The sequence below is a fragment of the Sphingobium xenophagum NBRC 107872 genome (genome assembly GCF_000367345.1).
In the GTDB taxonomy this organism is placed as follows: Bacteria; Pseudomonadota; Alphaproteobacteria; order Sphingomonadales; family Sphingomonadaceae; genus Sphingobium; species Sphingobium xenophagum.
On the sequence record NZ_BARE01000023.1, the window covers coordinates 65,118 to 88,401 of the forward strand.

Sequence of the window (23,284 nt, forward strand, 5' to 3'; positions counted from 1 at the left end):
GGCTGAAAACATGGCGCGGCGACCTGTGCCGGGCCATTGCACCTTGGGTCTATTTCACTTTTGCGAGCGCCGCCGTCATGCGCTTGGCGGCAAAGGGGGGCAGCTTGACCGCCTTGGCCGCTGCCAGGTCGGCGGCGGACACCTTGCCCACCTGGACCAGCGCGACCATGCCCATCGAATAATGGGGCATGCATTTTATGCCGTAGAGGCCGGGCTTGGCGACGGTCAGCACCATCTCCTTGTTCATCGCGCCCTTCACCGGGGTTACGCCCGCGGGCAGCATGTTCGCCATCGTTTCGGCATTGTGGCTGGCGTCGGTCGGCTTGAAATGGATGGTATCGCCCGGCGCAGCCTTCACGAAGGATGGTTCAAACACCATCGCCCCGTCCGCGCCCTGATTTTTCATATGGACCATAATATCCTTTGCCGCCGCGGGCAGCGGCGAAAGGAGCAGGGCAGCGGCAAGGCCAGCCGACAGGCGCAGATGGATCACATCACTCTCCAAAGATGCACGCGGCTAATGGCCGCTAGATTGCGCCAAGAGTGCGACCGGAGCGCGCCTGCGCACAATGGGTCTTTGGTCCTATGTGGCCGTGCCGCCTTCGGGTCGGACTGGCGTGAGCGGCAGGCCAAGGTCGCGCCAGCCATCCGTTCCCTCCGCCAGCCACCAGACATTGGCAAAGCCCATCGATCGCAACCTTTTGGCAGCGTTCCAGCCCATCCAGCAGTCGGAGCGGCAGAACAGGATCAGCATCCTGCCGCGCGCGCGCCCCTTCAACCGGACAACGCCCGTGGCAAAATCCCCGGCAATGGCGGGATCGGGCTGGCCACGCCCGGCATCGGGAAACCAGTGCGCGCCAGGGATGGAGTCATGCGATGACGCCAGCCGCCAGCGCCCGTCCAGTTCACGATGACCACCTTCGGCCGGCAGGACATCGATGAAGACGGCATCCCTGTCCGGCACAAGCTGCGCCGCTGCTGCGAGCGCGATTCGGCCGACGCCGGCGGGCGGCTGGCGCACTGGCGCGCGATAATGTGCGATGCGATAGCCCTCAGCGTCGAACAATGGCTCCTGCGCCAGCGCGGGCGACGCAACCAGCATCGCCGCCATGATGAAGCGCCGCATGATCCTCTCCCCGGCTTATGACCCAAGGGCCAATGGTAGCGCGTCACGCCCTCTATTAGACCCTGTCATAAGGGAGAAGGATATGCGCAGGGCAAAGAGCCTATGGGTCGCGATCATGCTGACGCTGGCGCCGGCCGGTGCCGGGGCCGCTCCGCCTGCCGATCCGCTCGGCTCACCGATGTGGATAGCCCATGCGCGCACCCTGTTCGGTGATGATCCGGTGCGGTTCGACCCCCGAGTCCGTGTGTCCTTCCCGATGATCGCGGAAAACCAGCGCGCCTTTCCGGTGGTCATTGATGCGCGCGGAATAGCGGGGGTCAGGCGCATGATCCTGCTCGCGGACCTCAACCCCATTCCGGTCGCGATCGACTATCGACCCCTCCATGCCGCGCCCTATGTCGCGACTCGGATCAAGCTGGATCAGCGCACTCCGGTACGCGGTGCGGTGCAACTGGACAGCGGGCAATGGCTGGTGTCGGGCGGGTGGGTCGATGCCGCAGGCGGCGGCTGTTCGGCGCCACCCGTCAGCCGGGTCAAGGGCGACTGGGCTGACCATCTGGGCGAGATACGTGGCGAAGTCTGGCCCATGGCGCAGGGCTATAATCGGGTGCGGCTGAGCTTCCGGCATCCGATGGACACCGGCCTTGTCGAAAATATCGCCACTTATCATCTGGAGGCGCTGGCGGTGACCGACGGGGAAGGGCGTGTGCTGGGCGACATGGATATATGGGCATCGGTGGCGGAAGACCCGGCGATCACGCTCATGGTGGACGGCGGCCCGGATGCGGCGCTGCGGGTCGCGGCGCGTGATACCAACGGGCGCGACTATCGGGCCAACCTCATTCTGGCGCGTCAGTCGCCGATGCCGGGCGGACGATGAAGCTGTCGCGACGCGCCATGCTGGGCGGGATAGCGGGTCTGGCGAAGATGCCCGCTCGTGCGGCCGACTATAGCATCACGGCGGTGCCGGTCGGCGATGGCATCTGGATGGTGCGCGGCGCGGACGAGCCGATCGAAGAGCATAATGGCGGGGCCATCGCCAATATCGCCATCATCGCGACGCCCGCCGGGACGGTGCTATGGGAATGCGGCCCCTCGCTTCGCTATGGTCGCGCCCTGCGCCAGGTGGCCGAGCAATTGACGGGCCAGCGCATAATACGGGTCTATGTCAGCCATCTCCATCCCGATCATGGCCTAGGGCTGGCCGCCTTCGATCCTGCCATCGTCGCCGCGCTGCCGGGCACGATCGCAGCGTTGGCGGCGCAGGGGCAGGGCTATGCCGATGGCATGTACAGGCTGCTGGGCGACTGGATGCGCGGCACGGACCTGATCCTGCCGGGCCGGACCATCATGGCGGCGCAGGAGGATTTTGGCGGGCGGGTGCTGCGCCTGCTTGCGCTTTCCGGCCATAGCAGTGCGGATCTGGCGCTGCTGGACGAACGAAGCGGCCTGCTGTTGGCGGGTGATCTGGTTTTTCATGATCGCGCGCCCAGCACCCCGACCGCCGATCTTGCGGCCTGGCGCGCCAGTCTGGACCAGCTGAAGGCCTTGCCCCATGGCGGCGTCCTGCCTGGCCATGGGCCGCTCGACCCGACAGGAACGGCGGCCATTGCCCAGACGCGTGACTGGATCGACTGGCTGGAAGGCGCACTGACGCAGGCGGTGCGCGATGGTCTCGACATGGTGGAGGCGGGCGACCTGCCGATCCCCGCCCGCTTTGCCCGGATGGCCGCCGCCCGCTACGAAGTGCAGCGCAGCGTGTCGCATCTCTATCCTGGCATCGAAGCGGCGTTGCTGCCGCGTATCGACGTCAAAAGCGCGCCCTGATCCCCACCTGCCAGCGGCGCGGCGCGCCCGGTCCATAGGCACGGGGATTGGATGCGCCCGGCGCTTCCTCCAGTTCGATCTCATCGACTTCGCTGAACGTGCCAAAGGTCGCGTAGCGCCTGCCCAGCGCGTTGCGCACCTCGCCAAACAGGCTGACGCCGCGCACCACATCCACGCTCGCGCGCAGATTGACGATGGCGTAGCCGCCCAGCCTGGGCGTATCATTCCCTTCGTCGCCGACCAGATATTGGCCCGATCGCGCGATCACATCGCCGCCGATGCTCCAGCCCTGTCCGGCATAGTCCAGGTTCAGCGTCGCGCTATGCCGGGCTATACCGGGCAGGCGATCCCCGCGCTCGACTGCGATCAGGCCGTCCTCGTCCGCTGTCGGATTGGCCGGGCTGGATAGGCTGAGCGGCGCGCGATAGGTGGCGTCGGTAAAGGCATAGCTGAGGCCCGCTTGCAGCCCGCCCCGCTGTACGCGGATCGTCGCTTCCACCCCCTGCCGCCTGGTGCTGCCAATATTGCGGAAATAGGCACGGCCCCGGATTTCCGATGCGACATATTGAATGTCGTTGCGATTGTCTGTCCGCCAGGCTGACAACAGCCAATCCACTGCAAAGCCGCCAAGCTGCGCCTTGCCCTTCGCACCCGCTTCCCAGCTTTTGGCGACCACCTGCTTCAACGGCGGATCGGCGATGAAGAAATTGGTCAGGCTGCATGGCGCATTTTCGTCGGCGCAGGACAGTTCGGCCGGAGTCGGCACGCGGTTGCTTTCCGCATAGCCCGCCCGCAGCGCCAAAGCGTCGGACAACTCATAGTCGAACTCGATGCCGGGATTCAGCCGGGAAAAATGATGCCGGCCATTGAGCGCGGTGCCGATCTGGTCCTGCAACACCACCCGCGCCCAATTATATCGCAGTGCGATTTCGGCTGACAGGCGCGGGGTGATGGGTAACCGATCCTGGGCGAATACCCCCCAATAATCGGTATGGGCGACCAATCCCACCGGCGCGATGGCGCCATCTGGCTGGATGATGATCGGTCCCAGCCCTTCGACGCTTCGCTCCTCGGTCATCGCGCCGAGTTCGGTCGATGTGTCGAACCGGGTGCGGCTTGTGTCGTAACTCAGCCCCAGCGCCAGATGATTGTCCCCAGCGCCCAACGCCCGCTGGTCGATCAGCTGCACCAGCGCCCCCATCGCCCGCGTCGCGGTGCGCCCGCGATTGAGGACACCATAGCCTTCACCCCCCAGGCTATCGGCGATCGGATCGCCATTGGCATCCGTCAGGACCGCCTGTTCCTCCTCATCTTCGGTATCCCCCACCGTTTCCAGGCAGAGCAGGCCAGCCTCATCCTCTTCCTCGCAACCCTCGATATCGGCAGCGTCGCCATTGACGCTGCGCAGCGTCAGTTTTTGCGCATAGAGCGTCCCTTCGATCCGGGTCGTATCCGATAGCGCGACCCAGGGATGCAGGCTGACCCGGCCATAGCGGCTGGCGCTATTGTCGGGCCAGGTGAATACCGCACGCCGATCGACCGCAAGCAGTTCGACCGGCGAAACGCCATTGCCGGTCAGGTCGGTGTCCGCCCCTACCAGTTTGATGTGCAGGCCACCACCAGGCGTGTCGAAGCCCAGGTCGAGATAGCCATTATATAATGTCGAGGGCGAAAAGGCGCGCCAGCCATCATCCCGCGTGTATTGAAACGCCGCGAAGGCGCTGAAATCGCCCCGTGCCCCGCCCGCCGCGATGCTCGCTTCGGTCATGCCGAACCGGCCCTGGGAAACGCTGGCCTCCAGTCCGGGATCGCTCAGCCCTGTCTTGGTGTCGATCAGCAACGCCCCGCCCAGAGCGTTGAGGCCATAGACCGCGCTTTTGTCGAGCAGGCTGATCCGCGCAATGGCGGCTTCGGGCAACAGGTCGAACTGCATGGTGTCGCCGAACGGCTGGTTGAAGCGCGCGCCGTCCAGATAGGTGGCGATCCCCTGCGCCTGTCCCTGAAGCGGCGAAGCGACAAAGCCGCGATAGACCAGATTGGGTTGCCACGGGTTGTTTTGCGCGTCCTGCAAGGTGACACCGGCGAAGTTACGGACCAGCGCGCCCAGCAGATCGGGACTGCCGCCTTTGGCGATGTCGGCGGCGGACAACGAAAGGCCGTCGTCGCTGTCGATGCCGCCGCCCGGCGCCGTCACGATGATGGGCTGGCGACCGGCATCTGCCTCATCCGCCCGCGCGATGCCGCCGCACAGCGCCATCGCACTGGTTGCCAACAGCGCCGTCACACCCCTCATGCCATCCTCCATTATGTCTATGGGCGGAAGGCTAGGGGGACGGGGGACGGCGCTCCATTAGACCTTGGGTCGGTCCATCGTCAGGTCATCTGCGCTTTCAACAGCTTGTCGATGGTCAGCGGATAGTCGCGCAACCGCAGGCCAGTGGCGTTATAGACTGCATTGGCAACCGCAGCGCCCGCGCCGCAAATGCCCAGCTCGCCCACGCCCTTGGCTTTCATCGGTGAACTTTTGTCGTCCAGTTCGTCGATGAACAGTACATCTTGTTCGGGTATGTCGGCATGAACCGGCACGGCATATTCGGCCATGTCATGATTGATGAACAGGCCAAAGCGGGTGTCGACCTCCAACGCCTCCATCAATGCCGCACCGGCGCCCATGGTCATCGCGCCGATCACCTGGCTGCGCGCGGATTTGGGATTGAGAATGCGCCCGGCCGCAAACGCCCCGCCCATGCGGCGGATGCGCACTTCGGCGGTGTCGATGTCCACCCCGACTTCGCAGAAATGCGCGCCGAACGTCGCCTGGGCATAGCGTTTGTCCAGATCGCCAAATTCGATACTGTCCTGCGCCCATAGACCCTCGCGACCGGCGAGCGCAGCCAGCGTTTGCGACTGATTGCCCAATTTCACCAGACCATCTTCAAATTGCGCCTGGTCGGCCGGATAGCCCGCCTTTTCCGCAAGCTTTGCGCGCAGCGCCATGGCGGCGGCATAGACGCCGGCTGTAGAACTGTTCGCTCCCCATTGTCCGCCAGACCCGGCGGATGCGGGGAAGCGGCTGTCGCCCAGCCGCACAATGACGTCATCCAGCGATACGCCCAGCATTTCCGCCGCGGTCTGGCCGATGATGGTATAGCTGCCGGTGCCGATGTCCGTCATGTCGGTTTCGACTATGACCTTGCCGGTGCCGTCCACGCCGATCCGCGCGCCCGATTTGCCGACCATATTGTTACGGAATGCGGCGGCCACACCCATGCCGACCAGCCAGCGGCCATCGCGCACCTTGCCGGGCGTGGGATTGCGCTTGCTCCATCCAAACCGGTCAGCCCCGGTGCGCAAACATTCGACCAGCTTGCGGCTGGAAAAGGGGCGTTGCGGCCCCGCTTCGGGATCATATTGCACATCGTTGCGGATGCGCAGTTCGACCGGATCGACGCCGCATGCTTCCGCCAGTTCGTCCATCGCGATTTCCAGCGCCAGCAGACCAACGGCTTCGCCGGGCGCGCGCATCGCATTGCCTTCGGGCAGGTCGAGCGTGGCGAGGCGATGCGCGGTCAGGCGGTTCGCGCCACCATAGAGCAGTCGCGTCTGCATCGCCGCCGTCTCCGGGCCGCCGCCGGGCAGGTCGCCCGACCATACTTCATGGCCGATGGCATCGATCACCCCATTCTTGTCGGCGCCTATGCGGATGCGCTGGACCGTCGCGGGACGATGGGTGGTATTGTTGGGTATCTGGTTGCGGGCGATCATGACCTTGACCGGACGTCCGACTTCCCTGGCCCCCAATGCCGCGAGCAAAGCGTCGGCGCGCAGGAACAGCTTGGCGCCAAACCCTCCGCCAATATAGGGCGAAACGAGACGGACATTGTCTTTGGGAATGCCCAGCGTCTTGGCGACTTCCCCCACGCTCCAGGCAATCATCTGATTTGCCGTCCACAGCGTCAGCTTGTCGCCGTTCCACGCGGCGGTGGTCGCATGGGGTTCCATCATGGCATGGCTGTGGTCTGGTGTGGTGTAGCGCTGGTCGATCCTGACTGCTGCCTTGGCAAAGGCTCCCTCAAAATCGCCAACGGCGGTATCGGCGGCCCCGCCGAAGCCGCTGTCTGGCGGTTTGACGGCATTGTCCAGTTCGGTGTTCAGATCGAACTTGCCATCCTGCGGCGCATAATCGATCCGCACCAGCTTGGCGGCTGCGCGCGCATTTTCAAATGTGTCAGCGATCACCAGCGCCACCGCCTGATCATAATGCATGATCGCCGGGCCGCCCAGCAGCGGAGCGGTATTATAATTTCCCTTGCCCAGCTTACCGGCATTGGCGTGGGTCACTATCCCCAGCACGCCGGGCGCTGCTTCAGCCGCGCGCAGGTCCATGGCCGCGATCCTTCCCTTGGCGATCGCGGACCCGACGATCCAGCCATAGACGGCGTTGGGCGCAGCATCATGCCGTTCATAGGCATAGGGCGCACTGCCGGTCACCTTGGCAGGGCCGTCGATACGGTCCTGCGCGACGCCGACGACACGGCCCTTGTCGATGGGGTTGGTGGTGGCGGGCGTATCGAATTTCACGACCGGGCCTCCTTCTGCCGATAGAGCGACGCCAGCGTCCGTTCGACCAGCGTTTTCTTGAATGCATTGTGATAGGTCGTGCGCGCGCCGCTCAGTGCCGCTTCCGCCACCGCCTTCGCCCCGGATGAAGCGGCAGCGTCTGCCGCTGGCGTTCGCCATGGTTTTGCGCCGATGCCGCCAAAGGCGAAGCGGCCTCCGCCGTCCTTGCCGAACACAGCGGCGACCGACACCAGTGCAAAGGCGTAGGACGCCCGGTCGCGCACCTTGCGATAGACATGGGTGCCGCCGATTGGCTTGGGCAAGGTCACCGATGTGATGATCTCGCCATTCTTGAGCGCGGATTCGATATGGGGCGTGTCACCGGGCAGCGTGTGGAAATCGGCGATGGGTATGGCGCGCGCCACGCCGTCCGCCCCGACCGTCTCGACCTGCGCGTCGAGCAATCGCATCGCCACTGCCATGTCGCTGGGATGCTGGGCGATACAGGCGTCGCTTACCCCCAATATGGCGAGGCTACGGCTGATCCCGCCGATCGCGCCGCAACCGCTGCCGGGCTTGCGCTTGTTGCAAGGCATGTTGGTGTCGTAAAAATAAGGGCATCGGGTCCGCTGAAGCAGGTTGCCTGCCGTTGTCGCCTTGTTGCGCAATTGTCCCGAAGCGCCCGCCAGCAGCGCGCGGCTCAGCACGCCATAGTCGCGGCGCACCGTCTTGTCGGCCGCCAGGTCGGTATTGCGGACCAGCGCGCCGATGCGCAATCCACCCTCTGGCGTCGGTTCGATCCGGTCGAGGCCCAGATGATTGACGTCGATCAGGTGGGTCGGCGTTTCGATCTGGAGCTTCATCAGGTCGAGCAGATTGGTGCCGCCGGCAATGAAGCGCGCACCCTGCATCGCAGCTGCGGTCTTGGCGGCATCCGCAACGCTGGTCGCGCGGCTATAGGTAAAAGGCTTCATGCCTTCTTCTCCCCGGCCACTTCGTTCATGGCGGCTATGATGTTGGGATAGGCGGCGCAGCGGCAGATATTGCCGCTCATCCTTTCGCGCAATTCCCGGTCGGATAGCGCAACCCGATCCAGATCATCGGTCACATGGCTGGGGACGCCCGCCGCAATCTCTTCCAGCACCGCGACAGCCGAGCATATCTGTCCCGGTGTGCAATAGCCGCATTGATAACCGTCATGCGTGATGAAGGCGCGCTGCATCGGATGGAGCTTGTCGGCTGTTCCCAACCCCTCGATCGTCGTCACCGTGTCGCCATCATGCATGACCGCCAGCGTCAGGCAGCTGTTGATACGCCTGCCTTCGACGATGACGGTGCACGCACCGCACTGCCCCTGATCGCAACCCTTCTTCGTCCCGGTCAGATGCAGATGCTCACGCAGCGCGTCGAGCAGGGTGGTGCGCGGGTCGAGTTGCAGATGCACCTCGCGCCCGTTCACGGTCAATTCCACGGGGATCATCCCGGTTTCTCCCTTGGCTGTGGGTCGTGCAGTGGCCGCACCGGCAGACGCCAGCGTGGGGGCCGCTGCGGCAACCGCCGCACTTCCCTGCAACAGGGAACGGCGCGTGAGATGATCGGATGGCATCGCGGGTGCTTCCTCTTGCTTGGACTGTCATACGAAGGGACGCGACAAATGATCCGCCGCTGGACATAAATATGGAGTTTGATCCCCAGATTAACAGAATGACCACCCAGGCAAAGTTGCGAAATGCCACCCACGTTGATTTTTCGGACAGAGCGAATCAATCATGGGCAACAGCGGCGGCCGTGGCATTGCCGCGCATGCCATTCGCTTCGGGTGACACGGGCGCAAAGCCCCGCAAAGTCGCCCACTTTGCCAGTCGGAGCAGGAATTTCACGATCTTGGCAATTCTCCCCTTGCCCATCCCGAAAAGCGCTGCTAGTTGCCCGCCTCACCCGACGGGGACAGCGTCTCCATCAAGCGTCGAGCGGGCGTAGCTCAGGGGTAGAGCACAACCTTGCCAAGGTTGGGGTCGAGGGTTCGAATCCCTTCGCCCGCTCCAGTTTTCTCCCAGAAAATCAACGATTTCGTCGACCGGCGACCCTTGAAATTCTGGAGACAACGCCTCACCGAGACCCCCATTGTCTCCATATTGTCTCCAATTTTGGTACAGGTTGGGGCGTCGTGGGGAAAGCCGGTCGTAGCTCGTGAATTTTGAGCCCCCTTTTTGCACCTAAATTGTCGATCGATGTCGCCCGAACTTGCGCCTAGCGTTCGGTGTGAAACGGCTCATCTTGCTGCTTGCAGTCGGACCCCTTTGTCGAGTGGCAGCGTGCTGCGCTAGAACAGCGCAAGGCAAAGTCTTTTTAGATCACCGAGGCCGCACACATTGATATTGCCGGCCGCGTAGTGCCTGACCGATCTTGAGAAACTGGCCGTCAACAGCGGATACCTGAAGAATATGTCACCGCCGGAATCTGACTGGCGCAATTGGCATAACTCGAACCGCCGCAGAACCACTCGCTCGCATTAGCCGCTGATCCCTGGGCTCGAAGCCTGTCCTCCTTCAATCAACCCGTGAAGGGTCCGCTACGCGTGCGCGTGCGGCCGCAGCTTTGCTGCGGTGATTGCGGCCAGCCCCCGGCCTGTGGGGCGACTGTCGAGCGGGGTGGTCCCGCTCCTAGGCAGGAGCCGCAACATGCCACTGGCAACCGCACAATCGCTTGGCTGGAACCTCTCCCGGACGCTGATGACGGTCATCGTCCTCATCGAAACCAATCAGGGCTACTTCGTCATCCCCGCTGACGAATTTGACGGTGACCCCGAACAGGTGGTTCGCGAATATGACCCTTTCAGCCGCTAACCTCAGGCACATTTCGCCTTTTCGGCCTGTGCCCTGCCGTGCTATTCTTGCACCGCAGATTGCGCTGAGGAGGTGGTGGCGAGCGCGTCCAGACAAGGGACGCTTATGACCATTTTTCTCATCCTCGGGGCCGTGGCTGGCCTTTATGTGCTCGCGCTGCTCTTCCGCCTCGCCAGCTATGCGCTGCCTGTCTATGCCGGGCTCACGTGCGCTTTCCTGCTGCTCCGCCATGATGTTGGTCATCTCGGAGCAATCCTGGGCGGACTGTCGGCAGGCATTGCTACGCTTCTGATTGGACAGTGCCTCATCGCCTTTGTCCGCTCTCCCATGATCCGTGCCGGGATCGCGCTCCTCTTTGCCATACCCGCGGGATTCGCCGGCTTTCAGGCCGCGCACGCGCTTGGATCACTAGCAACGGACAACAGCATGCTGCTGGCGATCCTTGGATCCATCGCTGCTATGGCGACATCCCTCTCGGCATGGCGAAGCGTGACGATGTCGGAGCGTGATACGCGCGTCACCTCACAGTTTGCTGGTCCCGTGGCTGGGCAAGCCTCTACAGGCCAATCAATGTCGGCCGAGTGATGGCCGTGAGGGGGCAATACCGGTGTTCCAGTCGTGTCCTCCGCTTTGCCGATTTTGAACCGAGGGGTCAGGGCCAGCGTTCACCCGAGCCAGTGCATTCGATCAGCATCTGGCGTCCTTCCCGGCAGAACCGACCAGTACGGCCTCTTTCGATCCGCGCCCATGTCAGCAAGACGCTTCGCTTGGCAGGCTTGCCGCAACGGTGCTTGCCGAACTTTCTTCCCCCGGCGTTCCGCCGTTCCTCGCGAGACAAGAAAGCTCGGCCACACCGTCCTTCGCTAACGCTGCGGGCTGACGCTGCGGCGCCTGCCACTGGCTGACCCTTTTCCGCGCATCGAGGCCGCACTGGCGCGGTCCCGTCCAACGGAAAGGAAATACCCATGGCAAAGATCGGCAACTTCAAGATGGTTTCGGGCGAACTCCGGGGCCAGATCGTCACTCTCGCCCTTCAGGCCAAATCGGTCAGGATCGTCGCGGAGGAAAACACCAGCGGCAATGCCCCGACCCACCGGGTCCTCATCGGCGAAGTCGAAATCGGCGCAGCCTGGAAAAAGCACACCCAGGACGACCGGCCGTACCTCTCGGTGAAGCTCGACGACCCCAGCTTCATGGCGCCCATTTTCGCCCAGCTGTTCGAAGCCGAAGACGGCAGTCACGATCTGGTCTGGAACCGCCCGAGCCGCCGCAACGACCATTGAATCGGCCAAGTCATCGCCCGGGTCACTCCGGGCGATGACGAATCCCTAGTATATTGGGTGGCAGTATATTAGGGTTACGCCGACCCACGAAGCATGAGGCTTCGGGAGATTTTTGGGACGAATTTAAGGCGATTGCGACACGCCAGTGGGCTTTCGCAGGAGGAATTGGCGCATCGTGCCGGAATCAACCGAAACTATGTCGGCCTTCTCGAACGCGCAGCCAATTCGCCGACGCTCGACACGATTGAGCGACTCGCAGAAGAACTTGCCGTCGATCCCGTGCAATTTTTCGAGAAACCTAGCGGTCGTTGAACGCAAACCCACCGCCATTCACCGAATCTCAGCAGCAATTTTACAATTTCTGAACTACAACAGGCAGATCATTGCCTCTGGGAATGTTTTGTCCCGGCAATCTGGGCTCGGCATTATCCCGTGCTGGGGATAGCGCACTGCCCGATTGGGGATAAGTTCACCCTGCTTCTCTGCGCACGTTGCGGGGGCGCAGTCACTAAACAGGTTTTGCTACAAGGAGAGACCCATGTCGGCTCCTGAGTTTGCCGATGAACCACCGCAGTCAGACCGATTGAGCGCTTATGATGAGCGCCACCTTGTCACGTATCTTCGCCTGCTGGATGCCGAAAAGGACGAGGCATCATGGGAAGAGGTGGTTTCGATCATCTTCGCCATCGATCCTGCCAGTGAGCCGGATCGCGCGCGAAGGGTCTATGATACCCATCTCGCCCGCGCCAGGTGGATGACGGAACACGGCTACAAACACCTGATGGTCCCGCGAACCCAATAAAACTGGGCATTTAGCACCAATCTGGCGCAATCGATTGTGCCTTGCCGCGGGGGAGCCCGGAACTGACTCGAGCACTTCTCTCGTCACGGCTCCGACGTGATCGTTCGACTCCAAAAAAACCTCATAGGAGAGGTGCGATGGAGAAGCCGCCCGACTGGCGTTCGGAGAATTACGCCAAAGCGTATAAAAACTATGACCGCACGGATTTCGCGCAGGAATTCCTGCGCCGCAATCCTGAATACCGCGACCAATATGCTGAGGCCGTTGACGCTGCGCCACTCGCGCTGAGGCGTCTTGCCCGGCACTGGGGGTTGGTCTTTCGCTGCGGACCCTGACCTCCCGGCCCACCATCTCCCGATCATCTGGCACCCATCTACAGCGGCCAGCGTCATCCTTTTGCGCCCGGCTCCTTTCGCTTGCGACGGCTGCAGCCAAGCCGAAATTGTCGACGGCATGGATATCGCGGCCGAGCACCGCGATGAGGAAGGGCGGCATCTCGTCCTCTCGACGGCGAAGCGCCGCTACCGCCTGAATATTCGCGGCGAGACAACAGAGACCGAACCGCTCGCCTATGTTCTTCCGGGCGACGCATTTTGGGAAACACGGAAGGCCGCCGTTTCCGATTTTCATGATCATTGCCGTCTCGGGCATGTGAAGAAGCTCCCGTTCTGCCTTGCGCCCGGTCCGTCAGAGCATTGGCGTCTGGTCCAATGGCTTCGGTTGCTTGATGCGCTGTCTGGCGGCGCAACCACACGCGAATTGGCCATCGAACTTATCGCCCGCGATACCGGGCAATATTCGGCCGCCGAATGGGATACGTCGAGCGAGCGCAAACGGATTGCTCGCTGGCAGCGACAGGCGCTCGCTATGCGCGACGGCGGCTATATCGCCCTGTTGAGCGGCCACTGATCGGGACATTCGGCAGCAACGCCTTATGTCCGTTCACCCAAGTCCCTGAAAATCTCAAATCTCGCCTCCTGCTCGCCGGGCCAACCCCTTGTGTCCGGCACTTCACAGGAGACGTTTCATGGATGGAGATTTCGTCCCGGTATTCCCGCGTTATGTCAGGACGCCAGATGCTGCCGTGCATTTGGGTCTGTCAGCCCGCACGCTTGAAAAGCATCGTTGCTATGGGACGGGGCCGGCCTTTCACAAACTCGGTCGGCGGATCGTCTATGCCATAGTCGATCTCGATGCCTGGGCGCAAAATGGTCGCCGCAATTCAACATCCGATCCCGGACAAGGCATTTGCCTGTCAGCACGACCGGTGCGCCGTTGATGCGTTCTGTGAGCCCCCAGCAACAGCTCGACCTGTTCTACTCGATGCCCGGTGACATTGCCGCGCGCGATGCTCAGGATCTGATGTCCTGGCCCTTCTTCAGCCTTGCCAAGTCGCGGCGCTCCGCACCGATCGACTTTGCGATGGGGGCCACATGGATCTCGGTCGAAGCCGTGGCCGAACATGGCATGGCGACCATCTGGGATGCCGACATTCTGATTTGGGCGGCGAGTCAGCTCGTTGAAGCGCGCGACGCAGGCCGCCCTACATCTCGGCACATCGCCGCCCGTCCGCACGAGATTTTGACCTTCATCGGGCGCGGGACGGGCAAGGACCATTATGAGCGGCTGCGCGCAGCGCTCGACCGCTTGCAATCGACGACCGTTGCCACGTCGATCCGCCAGCAACACCAGCGCCGACGCCACCGCTTCTCCTGGATCAACGAATGGCGGGAGACACTCGACGACCGTGGCCGAGCCGTTGGCATCGAGCTCATCCTGCCCGACTGGTTCTATGCCGGTGTGCTCGATCGCGGCCTGATCCTGACGATCGACCGCGCCTACTTTGCGCTGACTGGCGGCGTCGAGCGCTGGCTCTACCGTATCGTGCGCAAGCATGGTGGACATCAGCGCGGTGGCTGGAGCTTCGACGTTCCGCACCTTCATCTCAAATCAGGTGCGCTTTCGCCGCTCAAGCAATTCGCATTCGAGCTGCGGACCATCGTCCGGCGGCAGTCTCTCCCGGGCTACCATCTGAGCCTTGAGCACAGCTTCGGCCGCGAGCGGCTGATCTTCAAACCCATCCCCGTCGACCCGTTCGTTGGCGCTGCCCGGCGCGTCGGTTTCCCTGTGGAGAAGTTGGCATGACATTCGGCCTATTAAAAACCGGCGGACTCGGCCCATCGGAAACCCGATCCTCGGCCTATCGAAAACCGGGACCATGCGGAAACCCGCAGAATTCTGCGGCAAATCGGCACTCCTCTAACGATGCTAATAGAAAAGAATCCTTCGGATTCTTGCTAACCCTTTTGCAGCCTGTGGATAATCGCGATGCGACGGGCCTGCTGAACGCTCGCGTCAAGCTTGTCAGGTTCGCGGTGGCAGGAGCGCGGCCATGAGCGAGCCAACTGCGCAGCGGCACAGCTCCTCGCACGCCATCAGGTCAGCAACAGCCAGCGCCCTGACCGAGGTCGAAGTGACCTGGATCGAGAAGCGCTACGAACAATGGATCCGCTTCGGGCGCATCGCGGCAGACACGATCATCAACCGCCGCACGCGCGTCATCGCCTTCCGTCCCGGCGCGGTCTTCGCCTTCGTGCGCTGGTCGTCGAACGACTATGGCACCATCCATTCGTGCATCGACATCGTGACGGCAGTGGCACCGGGCGAGGCCTACACGACGTTGCGGTTTGTCCGTCCCGGCGCTGACATTCTGCTGCACATCGAGGGCTGGCCCAAGGTCGCACAGGTGTTGCAGGCCATCGATGCGGTCGAAGCCGCCGGTGTTGATCCGTGCGACGCATCGCCCGATCACTGGCGCCACGTCGGCAACCGGCTGAATGCCGGAATGCCGTTCAGGGCTTACACAGCGGAGCGGCACGCGGCCTGGCTCCGGCGCAAGGCGCTCGAAGCATGAGCCGCCGCCGCTATATTCGCGCCACGATACTGTGGGCAGCCCTGTTCAGCGCCGGGTTCTCAGCAGTCGCCATGCTGTCGCCGCGACCGCGACTGATGTGGAACGCGAGCGCCAGTGCGCCCGTCGGCCTCTATCGCCTCGAGAGCGACACACGCCCAAGGTTTGGCGAACTGGTCGCCATTGTGCCCCCGGCTGCGACCGCGCGGATGATGGCCGACCGCCACTATCTGCCGATCGGCATACCGCTCATGAAACATGTCGCGGCTCTGCCCGGGCAATGGGTGTGCCGCGCCGGCGCTGTCGTCTCGGTGGACGGCAACCATGTCGCCATAGCCAAATCGCACGACAGAATGGGTCGGCCTTTGCCAAGCTGGCAAGGCTGTCACCGCGTTCGGACAGACGAATTGTTCCTGTTGAACCCGGCGCCCGACAGCCTTGATGGGCGCTATTTCGGCGCTCTGCCCGCAGCCGGTCTTATCGGCACGGCACACCCCATCCTTACCCGTGATGCACCTGACCAGCCCCTGCGCTGGCGAGGCTTTGGTGCGTCCGCCGCTTCCCCAACCACCAACCAGGAGCACAGGCCATGATGATCGGCATCTTTCATTCCGCGCAGGACAGTTTCACGGGCCAAATCCGGACCCTCATGCTCGATGTTGTCGTGACGCTCGTCCCGGCTCCATCGAACGACAGCGATAATGCACCCGACTGGCGCGTGCTGCTCGGCGATTCCGAAACCGGCACTGAAATTGGTGCTGGCTGGAACCGCACAGGCGAGCGCGCCGGTGCCTTTGTCGCGGTGCAGATCGACGACCCGGCCTTTGCCCATCCCCTGCGCGCCAACCTGCTCCGGTCCATGTCCCGTGACGACGAGCATCACCTGCTCTGGTCGCGTCCGACCAATCGCGATCGGAAATAGGCTATGATCGTTGCTTCGCTTCGCCGTCGCAGGTGTTCCGTAGTTCGGATTGCCGTTCGGCTGCGCCTTCACCTTCTCCTTCCCGGCACTTGTTTCGCTCTCGGCTTGGCAGCGGCGACTTCTCCGGTTGCCGCAGTTGCGACGATACCTGACCAGTTTGCAGCGCATCCCTATGCGCCGCATGTCGCAGAGGCATCGCAGCGCTTCGGCATTCCCGAGCTCTGGATATGGGCGGTGATGCGGGCGGAAAGTCGCGGCAATTCGCGCGCGGTTTCACCCGCAGGAGCCATCGGTCTGATGCAGATCATGCCCGGCACTTGGTCGATGCTGAGCGCGCGGCATGGCCTTGGCTCTGACCCGTTCGATGTGCGTGCGAACATCCTTGGAGGTGCGGCCTATCTGCGCGCCATGTGGGATCGGTATCGCAATGTCAGCTTGATGCTGGCGGCCTACAATGCGGGGCCAGGCCGTGCCGATGACTATGCTGCCGGTCGTCGCAGTCTTCCGGCAGAAACCGTCAACTACGTCGCCCAGATCGCGCCAAGTCTTGGAATGGCCAGCATCGCTTCGCCTGCTGCCATGCCACCTGCCAATGCTCATCGATGGCGTCAGGCTACATTGTTCACACCGCGCGGTGATGGAGAAGCGAGCAACAATGACGGTGCTGCCGATGTGCAGCCACAGCGCACCCAGCTTGCGTCGCCGTCGGCCTCTTTACCGTCACCGAACCCCGCGCCGCACCCCCTGTTTGTCTCGCTTTCACCACGAAATCCGTGATGGGTTACGCCAGCGCATCTCCGACGGTTCGGGCGTCGTTTCGGATAGGTACGGCGGGGAGGAGTGTGTTTGAGCGAGAGGGCAATTGTGGAGGGCAAGATAAAAGGAGTGCCAGCACCTGGCTCTCATGTGGTTGTTGTAGTGCGATAATTTCGTATGGCACCGGGCAAAGCCCGCCATACGATGTTTCCCAAACACCCGCAAAACTGCGGCGTAATCGTCTGGCACCTTCAAAATGAGCCGCGACGACAATGAATTTCGGGTGCGGCCGGGAAGAAGCAGGGACAGCGGTGCAGCCTCTGGAAGGCGAAGCCAGAAGCTGGCGGCTCAGGTCCAGCGTGCCGCCAACAAGGCGGGCCATGCGGGTTCACGGCGAGCGGGTCTGAAACGCGGCAGCGGTAGCGGCAAAGCCGCGCGCGGGCGTCGGACGGTTGCCGCGATGCGCCGCACACCTGGCCAACGCCGCGTTACTGTCATGGCGCGCATCGCTCGCCATAAAGGTGCGCATTACCGCGCCGCACCGCTGGCAAAGCACATCACCTATCTTGAGCGTGACGGCGTGTCCCGCGACGGGCGCGATGCCTCGATGTTCGATGCCCAGACCGACAGGGCTGATCGGGATGCCTTTGCAGGGCGTTGCGAAGATGACCGGCACCACTTTCGTTTCATCGTCTCGCCCGAAGATGCAGGGGACATGGAAGACCTGCGCACCTTCACCCGCGAATTGATGGCTGACGCGGCCAAGGATCTGGGCACCGAACTGGACTGGGTCGCCGTTGACCATTGGAACACCGACAATCCGCACATCCATGTGCTGGTGCGCGGCGTTGCCAGCGACGGCGCCGATCTTGTCATTGACCGGGGCTATATCAGCGAAGGGCTGCGGTTCCGAGCGGAAGAGCGGGTGACGCTCGAACTGGGGCCGCGCACCGAGCTGGACATCCGCACCGCACTCGAACGCGAGGTCGATGCCGAGCGCTGGACCAGTCTTGACCGGCAGCTTGAACGCTTGGGTCAGGACACGGCCGGTCTTGTCGACCTGCGCCCTGGCGGCGACACCGATCCCGAAATGCGCCGGCTGCTGTTGGGCCGCGCCGCCAAACTGGAGCAGCTGGGGCTGGCGGCGCGTGAAGGGCCTGCGGTGTGGGCTCTCGAGGCCGGTGCCGAAAACACATTGCGCGATCTTTCGGTGCGCAACGACATCATCAAGACGATGCACAATGCCATGAGCCGCGAAGGCAGGCGGTTTGATGTATCGGCATTGGCGCTGCATCAGGATGTTCCAAGCGAACCGGTCATCGGACGCCTGGTCGAACGTGGCCTCCACGACGAGCTGACGGGCAGCGCCTATGCCATCGTCGATGGAGTCGATGGTCGCACGCACCATCTGCGGTTCAATGACATGGAGATGACCGGCGATGCCAAAGCCGGATCGATCGTCGAACTGCGCTCATGGGAGGATGCCAAAGGGCATGACCGGCTGTCGCTCGCCACAAGATCAGACATACCCCTCGAGGCACAGATCAAAGCACCCGGCGCGACGTGGCTTGATCGCCAGCTTGTTGCCCGCGATCCCGTGGCAACGGGCAATGGTTTCGGGCGCGAGGTGCGCGATGCCCTAGATGCCCGCGCCAGCCATCTCGAAACGCAGGGGCTTGCCCGCCGGCAGGGCCAGCGGGTCATCCTTGCTCAGGATCTCGTCGGGACGCTGAAGAATCAGGAACTGACGGCCGCCACGCAGGCCATCGCCGCGCGCACGGGACTTGAGCACAAACCGTCGGGCGCAGGCGACTATGTCAGCGGCATCTACCGGGAGCGGGTGACGCTTTCGACGGGCCGCTTCGCGATGATCGACGAAGGGCTGGGCTTCCAGCTCGTGCCTTGGCGCCCGGCGCTCGATCAGCACCTCGGCCAGCACATCACCGGCACCATGTCGCCGGGCGGTTCTGTCGACTGGGCCTTGGGCCGCGGACGCGGGATCAGCCTGTGACCCTCATTCACCCCTTATCAGGAGCAACCTTCAATGAACGCCACCCGTATTCTCTGGGGTCAGGTCATTGCCGTCATCAGCGTCACCTTGCTTGGCATCTGGTCTGCCACCCAATGGACGGCCGACGCCCTTGCACACCAACCTGAGCTCGGCCAGCCCTGGTTCTGGCTGGGACCTTGGCCAATCTACCCGCCCTATGCCTTCTTCTGGTGGTGGTTTGCGTTCGACGCCTATGCACCAAAGATTTTCCAGACCGGCGCATTCATCGCGGTTTCGGGTGCCATGGCCGCCATAGTCATCGCGATTGCCATGTCGGTCTGGCGCGCGCGGGAGGAGAAGCAGTCAGAGACGTATGGGTCTGCGCGGTGGGCAACCGACAAGGAAATCCGCAAGGCCGGCCTCCTGAAACAGGACGGCGTGGTGATCGGCTCGCACAAGAACCGGTATCTGCGGCACAATGGCCCCGAGCATATTCTCTGCTTTGCGCCGACCCGTTCCGGCAAGGGCGTTGGTCTCGTAATCCCCTCGCTGCTCGCCTGGCCGGGCAGTTGCATCGTCCACGATATCAAGGGCGAGAACTGGGATCTGACGGCGGGCTTTCGCGCCCGACATGGCCGCGTCCTGCTGTTCGATCCGACCAACCCCGCATCCAACCCCTACAATCCGCTACTCGAAGTCCGGAAGGGCGATTGGGAGGTGCGTGACGCCCAGAACATCGCCGACATATTGATCGACCCCGAAGGGTCACTGGAAAAACGCACGCATTGGGAGAAGACCAGCCACTCGCTGCTCGTCGGCACCATCCTGCACGTCCTCTATGCCGAGAAGGACAAGTCGCTGGCCGGGGTCGCTGGCTTCCTTTCCGATCCGCGCCGTTCGATCGAGACCACGCTGCACCGCATGAAGACGACCCCGCACCTCGGTAAGGACGGTGTCCACCCCGTTGTAGCAGCCGCCGCGCAGGAACTGCTGAACAAGTCCGACAATGAGAGGTCTGGCGTCCTGTCGACGGCCATGTCGTTCCTCGGCCTCTACCGCGACCCTGTGATTGCGCAGGTGACCGGAGCCTCTGACTGGCGCATCACCGATCTTGTCGATTCAGCGGCACCTGTGTCGCTCTATCTGGTCATACCTCCTTCCGATATCAGCCGGACCAAGCCGCTCGTGCGCCTGATGCTCAATCAGATCGGTCGCCGCTTGACCGAAGAACTGAGAGCCAAGGGTCGCCGACAGCGCGTGATGTTCATGCTCGACGAATTCCCGGCTCTGGGGCGGCTAGACTTCTTCGAAAGCGCACTGGCCTTTGTTGCAGGCTACGGGATCAAGGCATTCCTGATCGCGCAGTCGCTCAACCAGATTGAAAAGGCTTACGGGTCGAACAACGCCATTCTCGACAACTGCCATGTCCGCGTCGCGTTCGCGGCCAATGATGACAATACCGCCAGCCGCGTTTCCAATGCGCTCGGCACCGCCACCCAGATGCGGGCAATGAAGAATTATGCCGGGCATCGCCTCTCGCCATGGCTCGGCCATATCATGGTCTCTCGGACCGAGACTGCGAGGCCGTTGCTGACGCCCGGCGAAGTTCAGCAATTTTCTGAGCACGAGGAGATAGTGCTGGTGGCCAGCACGCCGCCGATCCGCGCGGAAAAGGCAAAATACTTTCTCGACCCAAGGTTCCGCGCGCGCCTTCTGCCTGCGCCGGCCCCCAAACCGCTGCACCCGAAAAAACGGCCAAAGGACGACTGGTCTGCGCTCGCACCCATTGCCGCACCGCAGCCGACTAAACCAGCCAAGGCAGAAGTGAAAAGCTCCGAACAGCCGTCAGCCGCTCAGCCAAAGCCGGATGTGCCGTCAGATGCAATTGGGGCCGAATCCGAAAATGATACGGCGAACTCCGGGATCAGGCGAGAACCCGAACTGGGCGAACATGAGGATGTCGTTCCCGTCCCCAAGCCACCGGTCAACGAGTTCGATCTTGATCGCGATGCGCCCGAGGATGACGCAGCCAGGGTCAAACGGGAAGCTGATCGCACAATGAATCGCAATGCCCGCAATGCATCGCTCGACCCCGATGACGGCATCGACCTGTGAGGAAGAAGCCCCACAGCAAGCAAACCTTTCGGCTCGACATCGAACTGGCCAAATTGCTGGAGGAACGCGCTCATGCCCGCGGCGTGTCGCGCACCGAAGTGGTGGAAGCGGCGTTGATGTCTCTGCTGCAGTCCGATCAGGATGAACGGATGGAAGCCGCTCTGGCAAGGCGGCTCGATCGCGTGTCACGGCAACTGGATCGGCTCGAATGGCATGTGGAGTTGACGAACGAGGCGATTGCCCTGTTCGTGCGCTTCTGGCTCACCAGCAATCCGCCACTACCCGACGCCGCGATGAAAGCGGCACAGGCGACTGGGAAAAAGCGGTGGCAGGGATTTGTGGAATCACTCTCACGGCGGATGGAGGCGGGGCCGAAACTGCAGGATGAACTAGGCCGCGAAAACCGACGTGGCACACAAGATTAAATTCAAAATATCAAGATGATTATTTTATAATAATGAAAATCTTTACCAATTATACGTGAGATTGCGAACCAAGAGACCGGACATAATTTATCAGAAATTCGGCACGCTGAGATTTTGTGTCAGAACGCTGCGATGCGCGCTCTACGCTGGCCGCATTTGGAGCACTTGAGCCGTGTCTTTAGGTCCTCCAAGCTCAATCCCGCTGCGATGTACTGCTTAAGGTCTTTTTTGGTGAGGATTGCGGGCTTGCGACAGAAGAATCCGGAGTCGCATCTTACTAGCATCTCCAAGTCGTCCTCTATCCAGCCTGTCAGAGTGTCGGGCGACTTCGAAAGGCGTTCGATATCCAGTCGCCACTGCTGGGTTTCGTCACTGTTCCAGTCGATCTCCATGGCTGCTGCTTCAGCCATGAACCGATGCTTGCCCTTGTTGACAGTGGGTTCGTAGTCCTTGCCGCGATCCATGATGAGGTCGGCTTCATAGAGGAACTCGCCATCCTTGTCGTAGGTTTGCCTAAAAAGGACTTGGATTAAGTTTGGAGGATCCGCCTCGTTGCTTTCTTTTGTGATGAAGAGTCCTTGCGTTCCGCTGCCGTTCAAGTCCCTACTAAATCTGATGCTTAGGCCTCGGCAAAGCGAGAAGAAGTAGCTGTGGTCATGCATGGCCAGTGCTAGTTTGGCTATGTCGTCGCACGAAATCTCCTGCGGGTTGGCTGCATCATCGCCCAGCTTAACCGTTTCCCCCTGACGCAGCAGCACGTTTGGGATGATCGGTTTGTCGGCGTGTGCGTCCATGATGCCTCCCATATTCATCATACAGTCGATCCCGCTTAATGTTTGTCCAAATACTCGTCGACCCCCTACTGAGAACATTGGCCTGAATCAGCGTGGCGAGTTCGTTCCGGCTTTATGCGTTCCACATGCCTAAATTGTTGTGCCATGGCCCCGCGAGTGGATTGATCAGAACGATCGAATCCGATTGGTGATTCCCAACGGGTGAACTCCCGCGATCGAGAAGTGCTTGGCGGTTTCTAACTACAACGCAATATTGCGCGCGCCATCACGATTGCGCGGGCATGGCTGAAGCAGCAGCAGCGGAAGGTGAAGAAATAATGCAAAACCCCGAAAACAGGGTGGCAGCGCTCGCCACTGAGATAAAGGATCTCGCACCGACCATCGCGGAGTTAACGCAGCGGGTCCGAACGGTGATGGCCGACCCACAGATCGCCAGCCTAGAAGGACGGGAGCGGGCAGAGACGCTATTACCCTGCGAAATTGGCGCGGAAGCCCTTGGCCGCTGTCAGATCCTAGTGGCGAACAACGTCGTTGTCTTAGAAACGCTCGGTGTCATATCGCTGACTAGGTACGTCTTCGAGTTACTTGTATGGCTCAGGACTATCCAGGCGAATCCCCTGAAATCTCTTCGTTTTCTTATTCTTTCGCTGAAGGACGGAGAGGATCACACCTCCCAGCATATCGCCCACCTGGAAGCCGAAGCTCATTTCCTCGACGTCATCGCGGAGCGCGACGATCCGATACCGGGATTGACGGTGCTTCAAGAAGAGCACGGCGAGAACCTGACGGCTGAAATCGTCCGCAACGCTGAAAAGGCTCGGATGGACGTAATTGATTTCGAGGCTCGGCGGCATTTTATCGCCTACGCAGCCGACGCCAAGGTAAACGGCTACGGATTCCAAGCTCATCTGATCAGGAAGAGGGGCT

The 23,284-nt window shown here is 62.1% G+C and carries 26 protein-coding genes and 1 tRNA gene; 20 read left to right on the forward strand and 7 right to left on the reverse strand.

Features of this window, described 5'->3' with window-relative positions; translation table 11 throughout:
- Window positions 1-49: 49 nt before the first annotated feature.
- Window positions 50-493 carry a pseudoazurin gene (locus SX1_RS12085; protein WP_043145618.1) on the reverse strand — a complete coding sequence of 148 codons (444 nt, stop codon included), beginning with the start codon at window positions 491-493 and terminating at the stop codon, window positions 50-52.
- 90 nt (window positions 494-583) lie between these two features.
- Window positions 584-1,126, reverse strand: a complete 543-nt coding sequence (locus SX1_RS12090; protein ID WP_019053193.1) for a rhodanese-like domain-containing protein — start codon at window positions 1,124-1,126, stop codon at window positions 584-586.
- Between the two features lie 82 nt (window positions 1,127-1,208).
- Here SX1_RS12090 and SX1_RS12095 point away from each other — a divergent pair, with 82 nt between their 5' ends.
- Together SX1_RS12095 and SX1_RS12100 are read left to right on the forward strand one after the other, a co-directional pair.
- Window positions 1,209-2,006, forward strand: coding sequence for a quinoprotein dehydrogenase-associated SoxYZ-like carrier (locus SX1_RS12095; protein ID WP_019053194.1), 798 nt, complete (start codon window positions 1,209-1,211; stop codon window positions 2,004-2,006).
- A complete protein-coding gene (locus SX1_RS12100) occupies window positions 2,003-2,953 on the forward strand; it encodes a quinoprotein relay system zinc metallohydrolase 1 (RefSeq protein ID WP_019053195.1) in 951 nt (316 codons plus the stop codon). Before SX1_RS12095 ends, SX1_RS12100 begins: the two co-directional genes overlap by 4 nt.
- Here SX1_RS12100 and SX1_RS12105 read toward each other — a convergent pair.
- From SX1_RS12105 to paoA, 4 genes are all read right to left on the reverse strand, one after another.
- Entirely contained in the window at window positions 2,937-5,246 is a 2,310-nt protein-coding gene (locus SX1_RS12105) for a TonB-dependent receptor (RefSeq protein ID WP_026149712.1), read from the reverse strand. The genes SX1_RS12100 and SX1_RS12105 overlap by 17 nt on opposite strands.
- Before the next feature lie 80 nt (window positions 5,247-5,326).
- Window positions 5,327-7,534, reverse strand: a complete 2,208-nt coding sequence (paoC, locus tag SX1_RS12110; RefSeq protein ID WP_019053197.1) for an aldehyde oxidoreductase molybdenum-binding subunit PaoC — start codon at window positions 7,532-7,534, stop codon at window positions 5,327-5,329.
- Window positions 7,531-8,487, reverse strand: coding sequence for an FAD binding domain-containing protein (locus tag SX1_RS12115; protein ID WP_019053198.1), 957 nt, complete (start codon window positions 8,485-8,487; stop codon window positions 7,531-7,533). The genes paoC and SX1_RS12115 overlap by 4 nt, the downstream gene beginning before the upstream one ends.
- Window positions 8,484-9,119, reverse strand: coding sequence for an aldehyde dehydrogenase iron-sulfur subunit PaoA (gene paoA / locus SX1_RS12120; RefSeq protein ID WP_019053199.1), 636 nt, complete (start codon window positions 9,117-9,119; stop codon window positions 8,484-8,486). The genes SX1_RS12115 and paoA overlap by 4 nt, the downstream gene beginning before the upstream one ends.
- 364 nt (window positions 9,120-9,483) lie before the next feature.
- On the opposite strand from paoA, the gene SX1_RS12130 reads away from it, so the two are divergent.
- From SX1_RS12130 to SX1_RS12210, 17 genes are all read left to right on the forward strand, one after another.
- Window positions 9,484-9,558: transfer RNA gene (locus tag SX1_RS12130), tRNA-Gly, on the forward strand.
- A 636-nt stretch (window positions 9,559-10,194) separates the two neighbouring features.
- The gene (locus SX1_RS24520) at window positions 10,195-10,359 is read left to right on the forward strand and encodes a hypothetical protein (RefSeq protein WP_006964003.1); all 165 of its coding nucleotides are present in this window, start codon (window positions 10,195-10,197) and stop codon (window positions 10,357-10,359) included.
- Between the two features lie 105 nt (window positions 10,360-10,464).
- Window positions 10,465-10,944, forward strand: a complete 480-nt coding sequence (locus tag SX1_RS12140) for a hypothetical protein (protein WP_026149713.1) — start codon at window positions 10,465-10,467, stop codon at window positions 10,942-10,944.
- A gap of 380 nt (window positions 10,945-11,324) precedes the next feature.
- On the forward strand, window positions 11,325-11,642 hold the full coding sequence (locus SX1_RS12145) for a DUF736 domain-containing protein (protein ID WP_006964005.1): 318 nt from the start codon (window positions 11,325-11,327) through the stop codon (window positions 11,640-11,642).
- A gap of 165 nt (window positions 11,643-11,807) precedes the next feature.
- Window positions 11,808-11,954, forward strand: a complete 147-nt coding sequence (locus tag SX1_RS23805; protein ID WP_255209747.1) for a helix-turn-helix domain-containing protein — start codon at window positions 11,808-11,810, stop codon at window positions 11,952-11,954.
- A gap of 226 nt (window positions 11,955-12,180) precedes the next feature.
- Window positions 12,181-12,444: a DNA -binding domain-containing protein gene (locus tag SX1_RS12155; protein ID WP_006964009.1), complete on the forward strand. Its 264-nt coding sequence runs from the start codon at window positions 12,181-12,183 to the stop codon at window positions 12,442-12,444.
- A gap of 137 nt (window positions 12,445-12,581) precedes the next feature.
- Window positions 12,582-12,779: a transcriptional regulator domain-containing protein gene (locus SX1_RS12160; RefSeq protein WP_019053205.1), complete on the forward strand. Its 198-nt coding sequence runs from the start codon at window positions 12,582-12,584 to the stop codon at window positions 12,777-12,779.
- A 118-nt stretch (window positions 12,780-12,897) separates the two neighbouring features.
- Window positions 12,898-13,353 carry a DUF2285 domain-containing protein gene (locus tag SX1_RS12165; protein WP_013831676.1) on the forward strand — a complete coding sequence of 152 codons (456 nt, stop codon included), beginning with the start codon at window positions 12,898-12,900 and terminating at the stop codon, window positions 13,351-13,353.
- A gap of 118 nt (window positions 13,354-13,471) precedes the next feature.
- Window positions 13,472-13,723: a helix-turn-helix transcriptional regulator gene (locus SX1_RS24830; RefSeq protein ID WP_006964014.1), complete on the forward strand. Its 252-nt coding sequence runs from the start codon at window positions 13,472-13,474 to the stop codon at window positions 13,721-13,723.
- Window positions 13,723-14,589 carry a replication initiator protein A gene (locus tag SX1_RS12175; protein WP_019053206.1) on the forward strand — a complete coding sequence of 289 codons (867 nt, stop codon included), beginning with the start codon at window positions 13,723-13,725 and terminating at the stop codon, window positions 14,587-14,589. Before SX1_RS24830 ends, SX1_RS12175 begins: the two co-directional genes overlap by 1 nt.
- 247 nt (window positions 14,590-14,836) lie before the next feature.
- Window positions 14,837-15,358, forward strand: coding sequence for a DUF2840 domain-containing protein (locus SX1_RS12180; RefSeq protein WP_019053207.1), 522 nt, complete (start codon window positions 14,837-14,839; stop codon window positions 15,356-15,358).
- Window positions 15,355-15,948 carry a S26 family signal peptidase gene (locus SX1_RS12185; RefSeq protein ID WP_019053208.1) on the forward strand — a complete coding sequence of 198 codons (594 nt, stop codon included), beginning with the start codon at window positions 15,355-15,357 and terminating at the stop codon, window positions 15,946-15,948. Before SX1_RS12180 ends, SX1_RS12185 begins: the two co-directional genes overlap by 4 nt.
- Entirely contained in the window at window positions 15,945-16,277 is a 333-nt protein-coding gene (locus SX1_RS12190) for a DUF736 domain-containing protein (RefSeq protein WP_019053209.1), read from the forward strand. Before SX1_RS12185 ends, SX1_RS12190 begins: the two co-directional genes overlap by 4 nt.
- A gap of 144 nt (window positions 16,278-16,421) precedes the next feature.
- Window positions 16,422-17,054, forward strand: coding sequence for a lytic transglycosylase domain-containing protein (locus SX1_RS12195; protein WP_026149715.1), 633 nt, complete (start codon window positions 16,422-16,424; stop codon window positions 17,052-17,054).
- 235 nt (window positions 17,055-17,289) lie between these two features.
- Window positions 17,290-19,044, forward strand: coding sequence for a relaxase/mobilization nuclease domain-containing protein (locus SX1_RS12200; RefSeq protein WP_026149716.1), 1,755 nt, complete (start codon window positions 17,290-17,292; stop codon window positions 19,042-19,044).
- 33 nt (window positions 19,045-19,077) lie between these two features.
- Window positions 19,078-21,138 carry a conjugal transfer protein TraG gene (locus tag SX1_RS12205; protein ID WP_019053212.1) on the forward strand — a complete coding sequence of 687 codons (2,061 nt, stop codon included), beginning with the start codon at window positions 19,078-19,080 and terminating at the stop codon, window positions 21,136-21,138.
- Entirely contained in the window at window positions 21,135-21,563 is a 429-nt protein-coding gene (locus tag SX1_RS12210; RefSeq protein WP_019053213.1) for a ribbon-helix-helix protein, CopG family, read from the forward strand. Before SX1_RS12205 ends, SX1_RS12210 begins: the two co-directional genes overlap by 4 nt.
- 119 nt (window positions 21,564-21,682) lie before the next feature.
- On the opposite strand, the gene SX1_RS12215 is transcribed toward SX1_RS12210, so the two are convergent.
- On the reverse strand, window positions 21,683-22,357 hold the full coding sequence (locus SX1_RS12215) for a hypothetical protein (RefSeq protein ID WP_217996415.1): 675 nt from the start codon (window positions 22,355-22,357) through the stop codon (window positions 21,683-21,685).
- Between the two features lie 281 nt (window positions 22,358-22,638).
- Between SX1_RS12215 and SX1_RS12220 the strand changes: the two genes are divergently transcribed.
- Window positions 22,639-23,284 (forward strand): hypothetical protein (locus SX1_RS12220; RefSeq protein WP_043145625.1); only part of this gene is annotated, 646 nt, incomplete at its 3' end.

What these genes read in the sequence shown, in the direction of transcription:
- SX1_RS12090 (WP_019053193.1), bottom strand. Translation starts at nt 1,126, where the DNA reads ATGCGGCGCTTCATCATGGCGGCGATGCTGGTTGCGTCGCCCGCGCTG.
- SX1_RS12095 (WP_019053194.1), top strand. Translation starts at nt 1,209, where the DNA reads ATGCGCAGGGCAAAGAGCCTATGGGTCGCGATCATGCTGACGCTGGCG.
- SX1_RS12100 (WP_019053195.1), top strand. Translation starts at nt 2,003, where the DNA reads ATGAAGCTGTCGCGACGCGCCATGCTGGGCGGGATAGCGGGTCTGGCG.
- SX1_RS12105 (WP_026149712.1), bottom strand. Translation starts at nt 5,246, where the DNA reads ATGAGGGGTGTGACGGCGCTGTTGGCAACCAGTGCGATGGCGCTGTGC.
- SX1_RS12115 (WP_019053198.1), bottom strand. Translation starts at nt 8,487, where the DNA reads ATGAAGCCTTTTACCTATAGCCGCGCGACCAGCGTTGCGGATGCCGCC.
- paoA (WP_019053199.1), bottom strand. Translation starts at nt 9,119, where the DNA reads ATGCCATCCGATCATCTCACGCGCCGTTCCCTGTTGCAGGGAAGTGCG.
- SX1_RS24520 (WP_006964003.1), top strand. Translation starts at nt 10,195, where the DNA reads ATGCCACTGGCAACCGCACAATCGCTTGGCTGGAACCTCTCCCGGACG.
- SX1_RS12140 (WP_026149713.1), top strand. Translation starts at nt 10,465, where the DNA reads ATGACCATTTTTCTCATCCTCGGGGCCGTGGCTGGCCTTTATGTGCTC.
- SX1_RS12145 (WP_006964005.1), top strand. Translation starts at nt 11,325, where the DNA reads ATGGCAAAGATCGGCAACTTCAAGATGGTTTCGGGCGAACTCCGGGGC.
- SX1_RS12155 (WP_006964009.1), top strand. Translation starts at nt 12,181, where the DNA reads ATGTCGGCTCCTGAGTTTGCCGATGAACCACCGCAGTCAGACCGATTG.
- SX1_RS12160 (WP_019053205.1), top strand. Translation starts at nt 12,582, where the DNA reads ATGGAGAAGCCGCCCGACTGGCGTTCGGAGAATTACGCCAAAGCGTAT.
- SX1_RS12165 (WP_013831676.1), top strand. Translation starts at nt 12,898, where the DNA reads ATGGATATCGCGGCCGAGCACCGCGATGAGGAAGGGCGGCATCTCGTC.
- SX1_RS24830 (WP_006964014.1), top strand. Translation starts at nt 13,472, where the DNA reads ATGGATGGAGATTTCGTCCCGGTATTCCCGCGTTATGTCAGGACGCCA.
- SX1_RS12175 (WP_019053206.1), top strand. Translation starts at nt 13,723, where the DNA reads ATGCGTTCTGTGAGCCCCCAGCAACAGCTCGACCTGTTCTACTCGATG.
- SX1_RS12180 (WP_019053207.1), top strand. Translation starts at nt 14,837, where the DNA reads ATGAGCGAGCCAACTGCGCAGCGGCACAGCTCCTCGCACGCCATCAGG.
- SX1_RS12185 (WP_019053208.1), top strand. Translation starts at nt 15,355, where the DNA reads ATGAGCCGCCGCCGCTATATTCGCGCCACGATACTGTGGGCAGCCCTG.
- SX1_RS12190 (WP_019053209.1), top strand. Translation starts at nt 15,945, where the DNA reads ATGATGATCGGCATCTTTCATTCCGCGCAGGACAGTTTCACGGGCCAA.
- SX1_RS12200 (WP_026149716.1), top strand. Translation starts at nt 17,290, where the DNA reads ATGAGCCGCGACGACAATGAATTTCGGGTGCGGCCGGGAAGAAGCAGG.
- SX1_RS12205 (WP_019053212.1), top strand. Translation starts at nt 19,078, where the DNA reads ATGAACGCCACCCGTATTCTCTGGGGTCAGGTCATTGCCGTCATCAGC.
- SX1_RS12215 (WP_217996415.1), bottom strand. Translation starts at nt 22,357, where the DNA reads ATGGACGCACACGCCGACAAACCGATCATCCCAAACGTGCTGCTGCGT.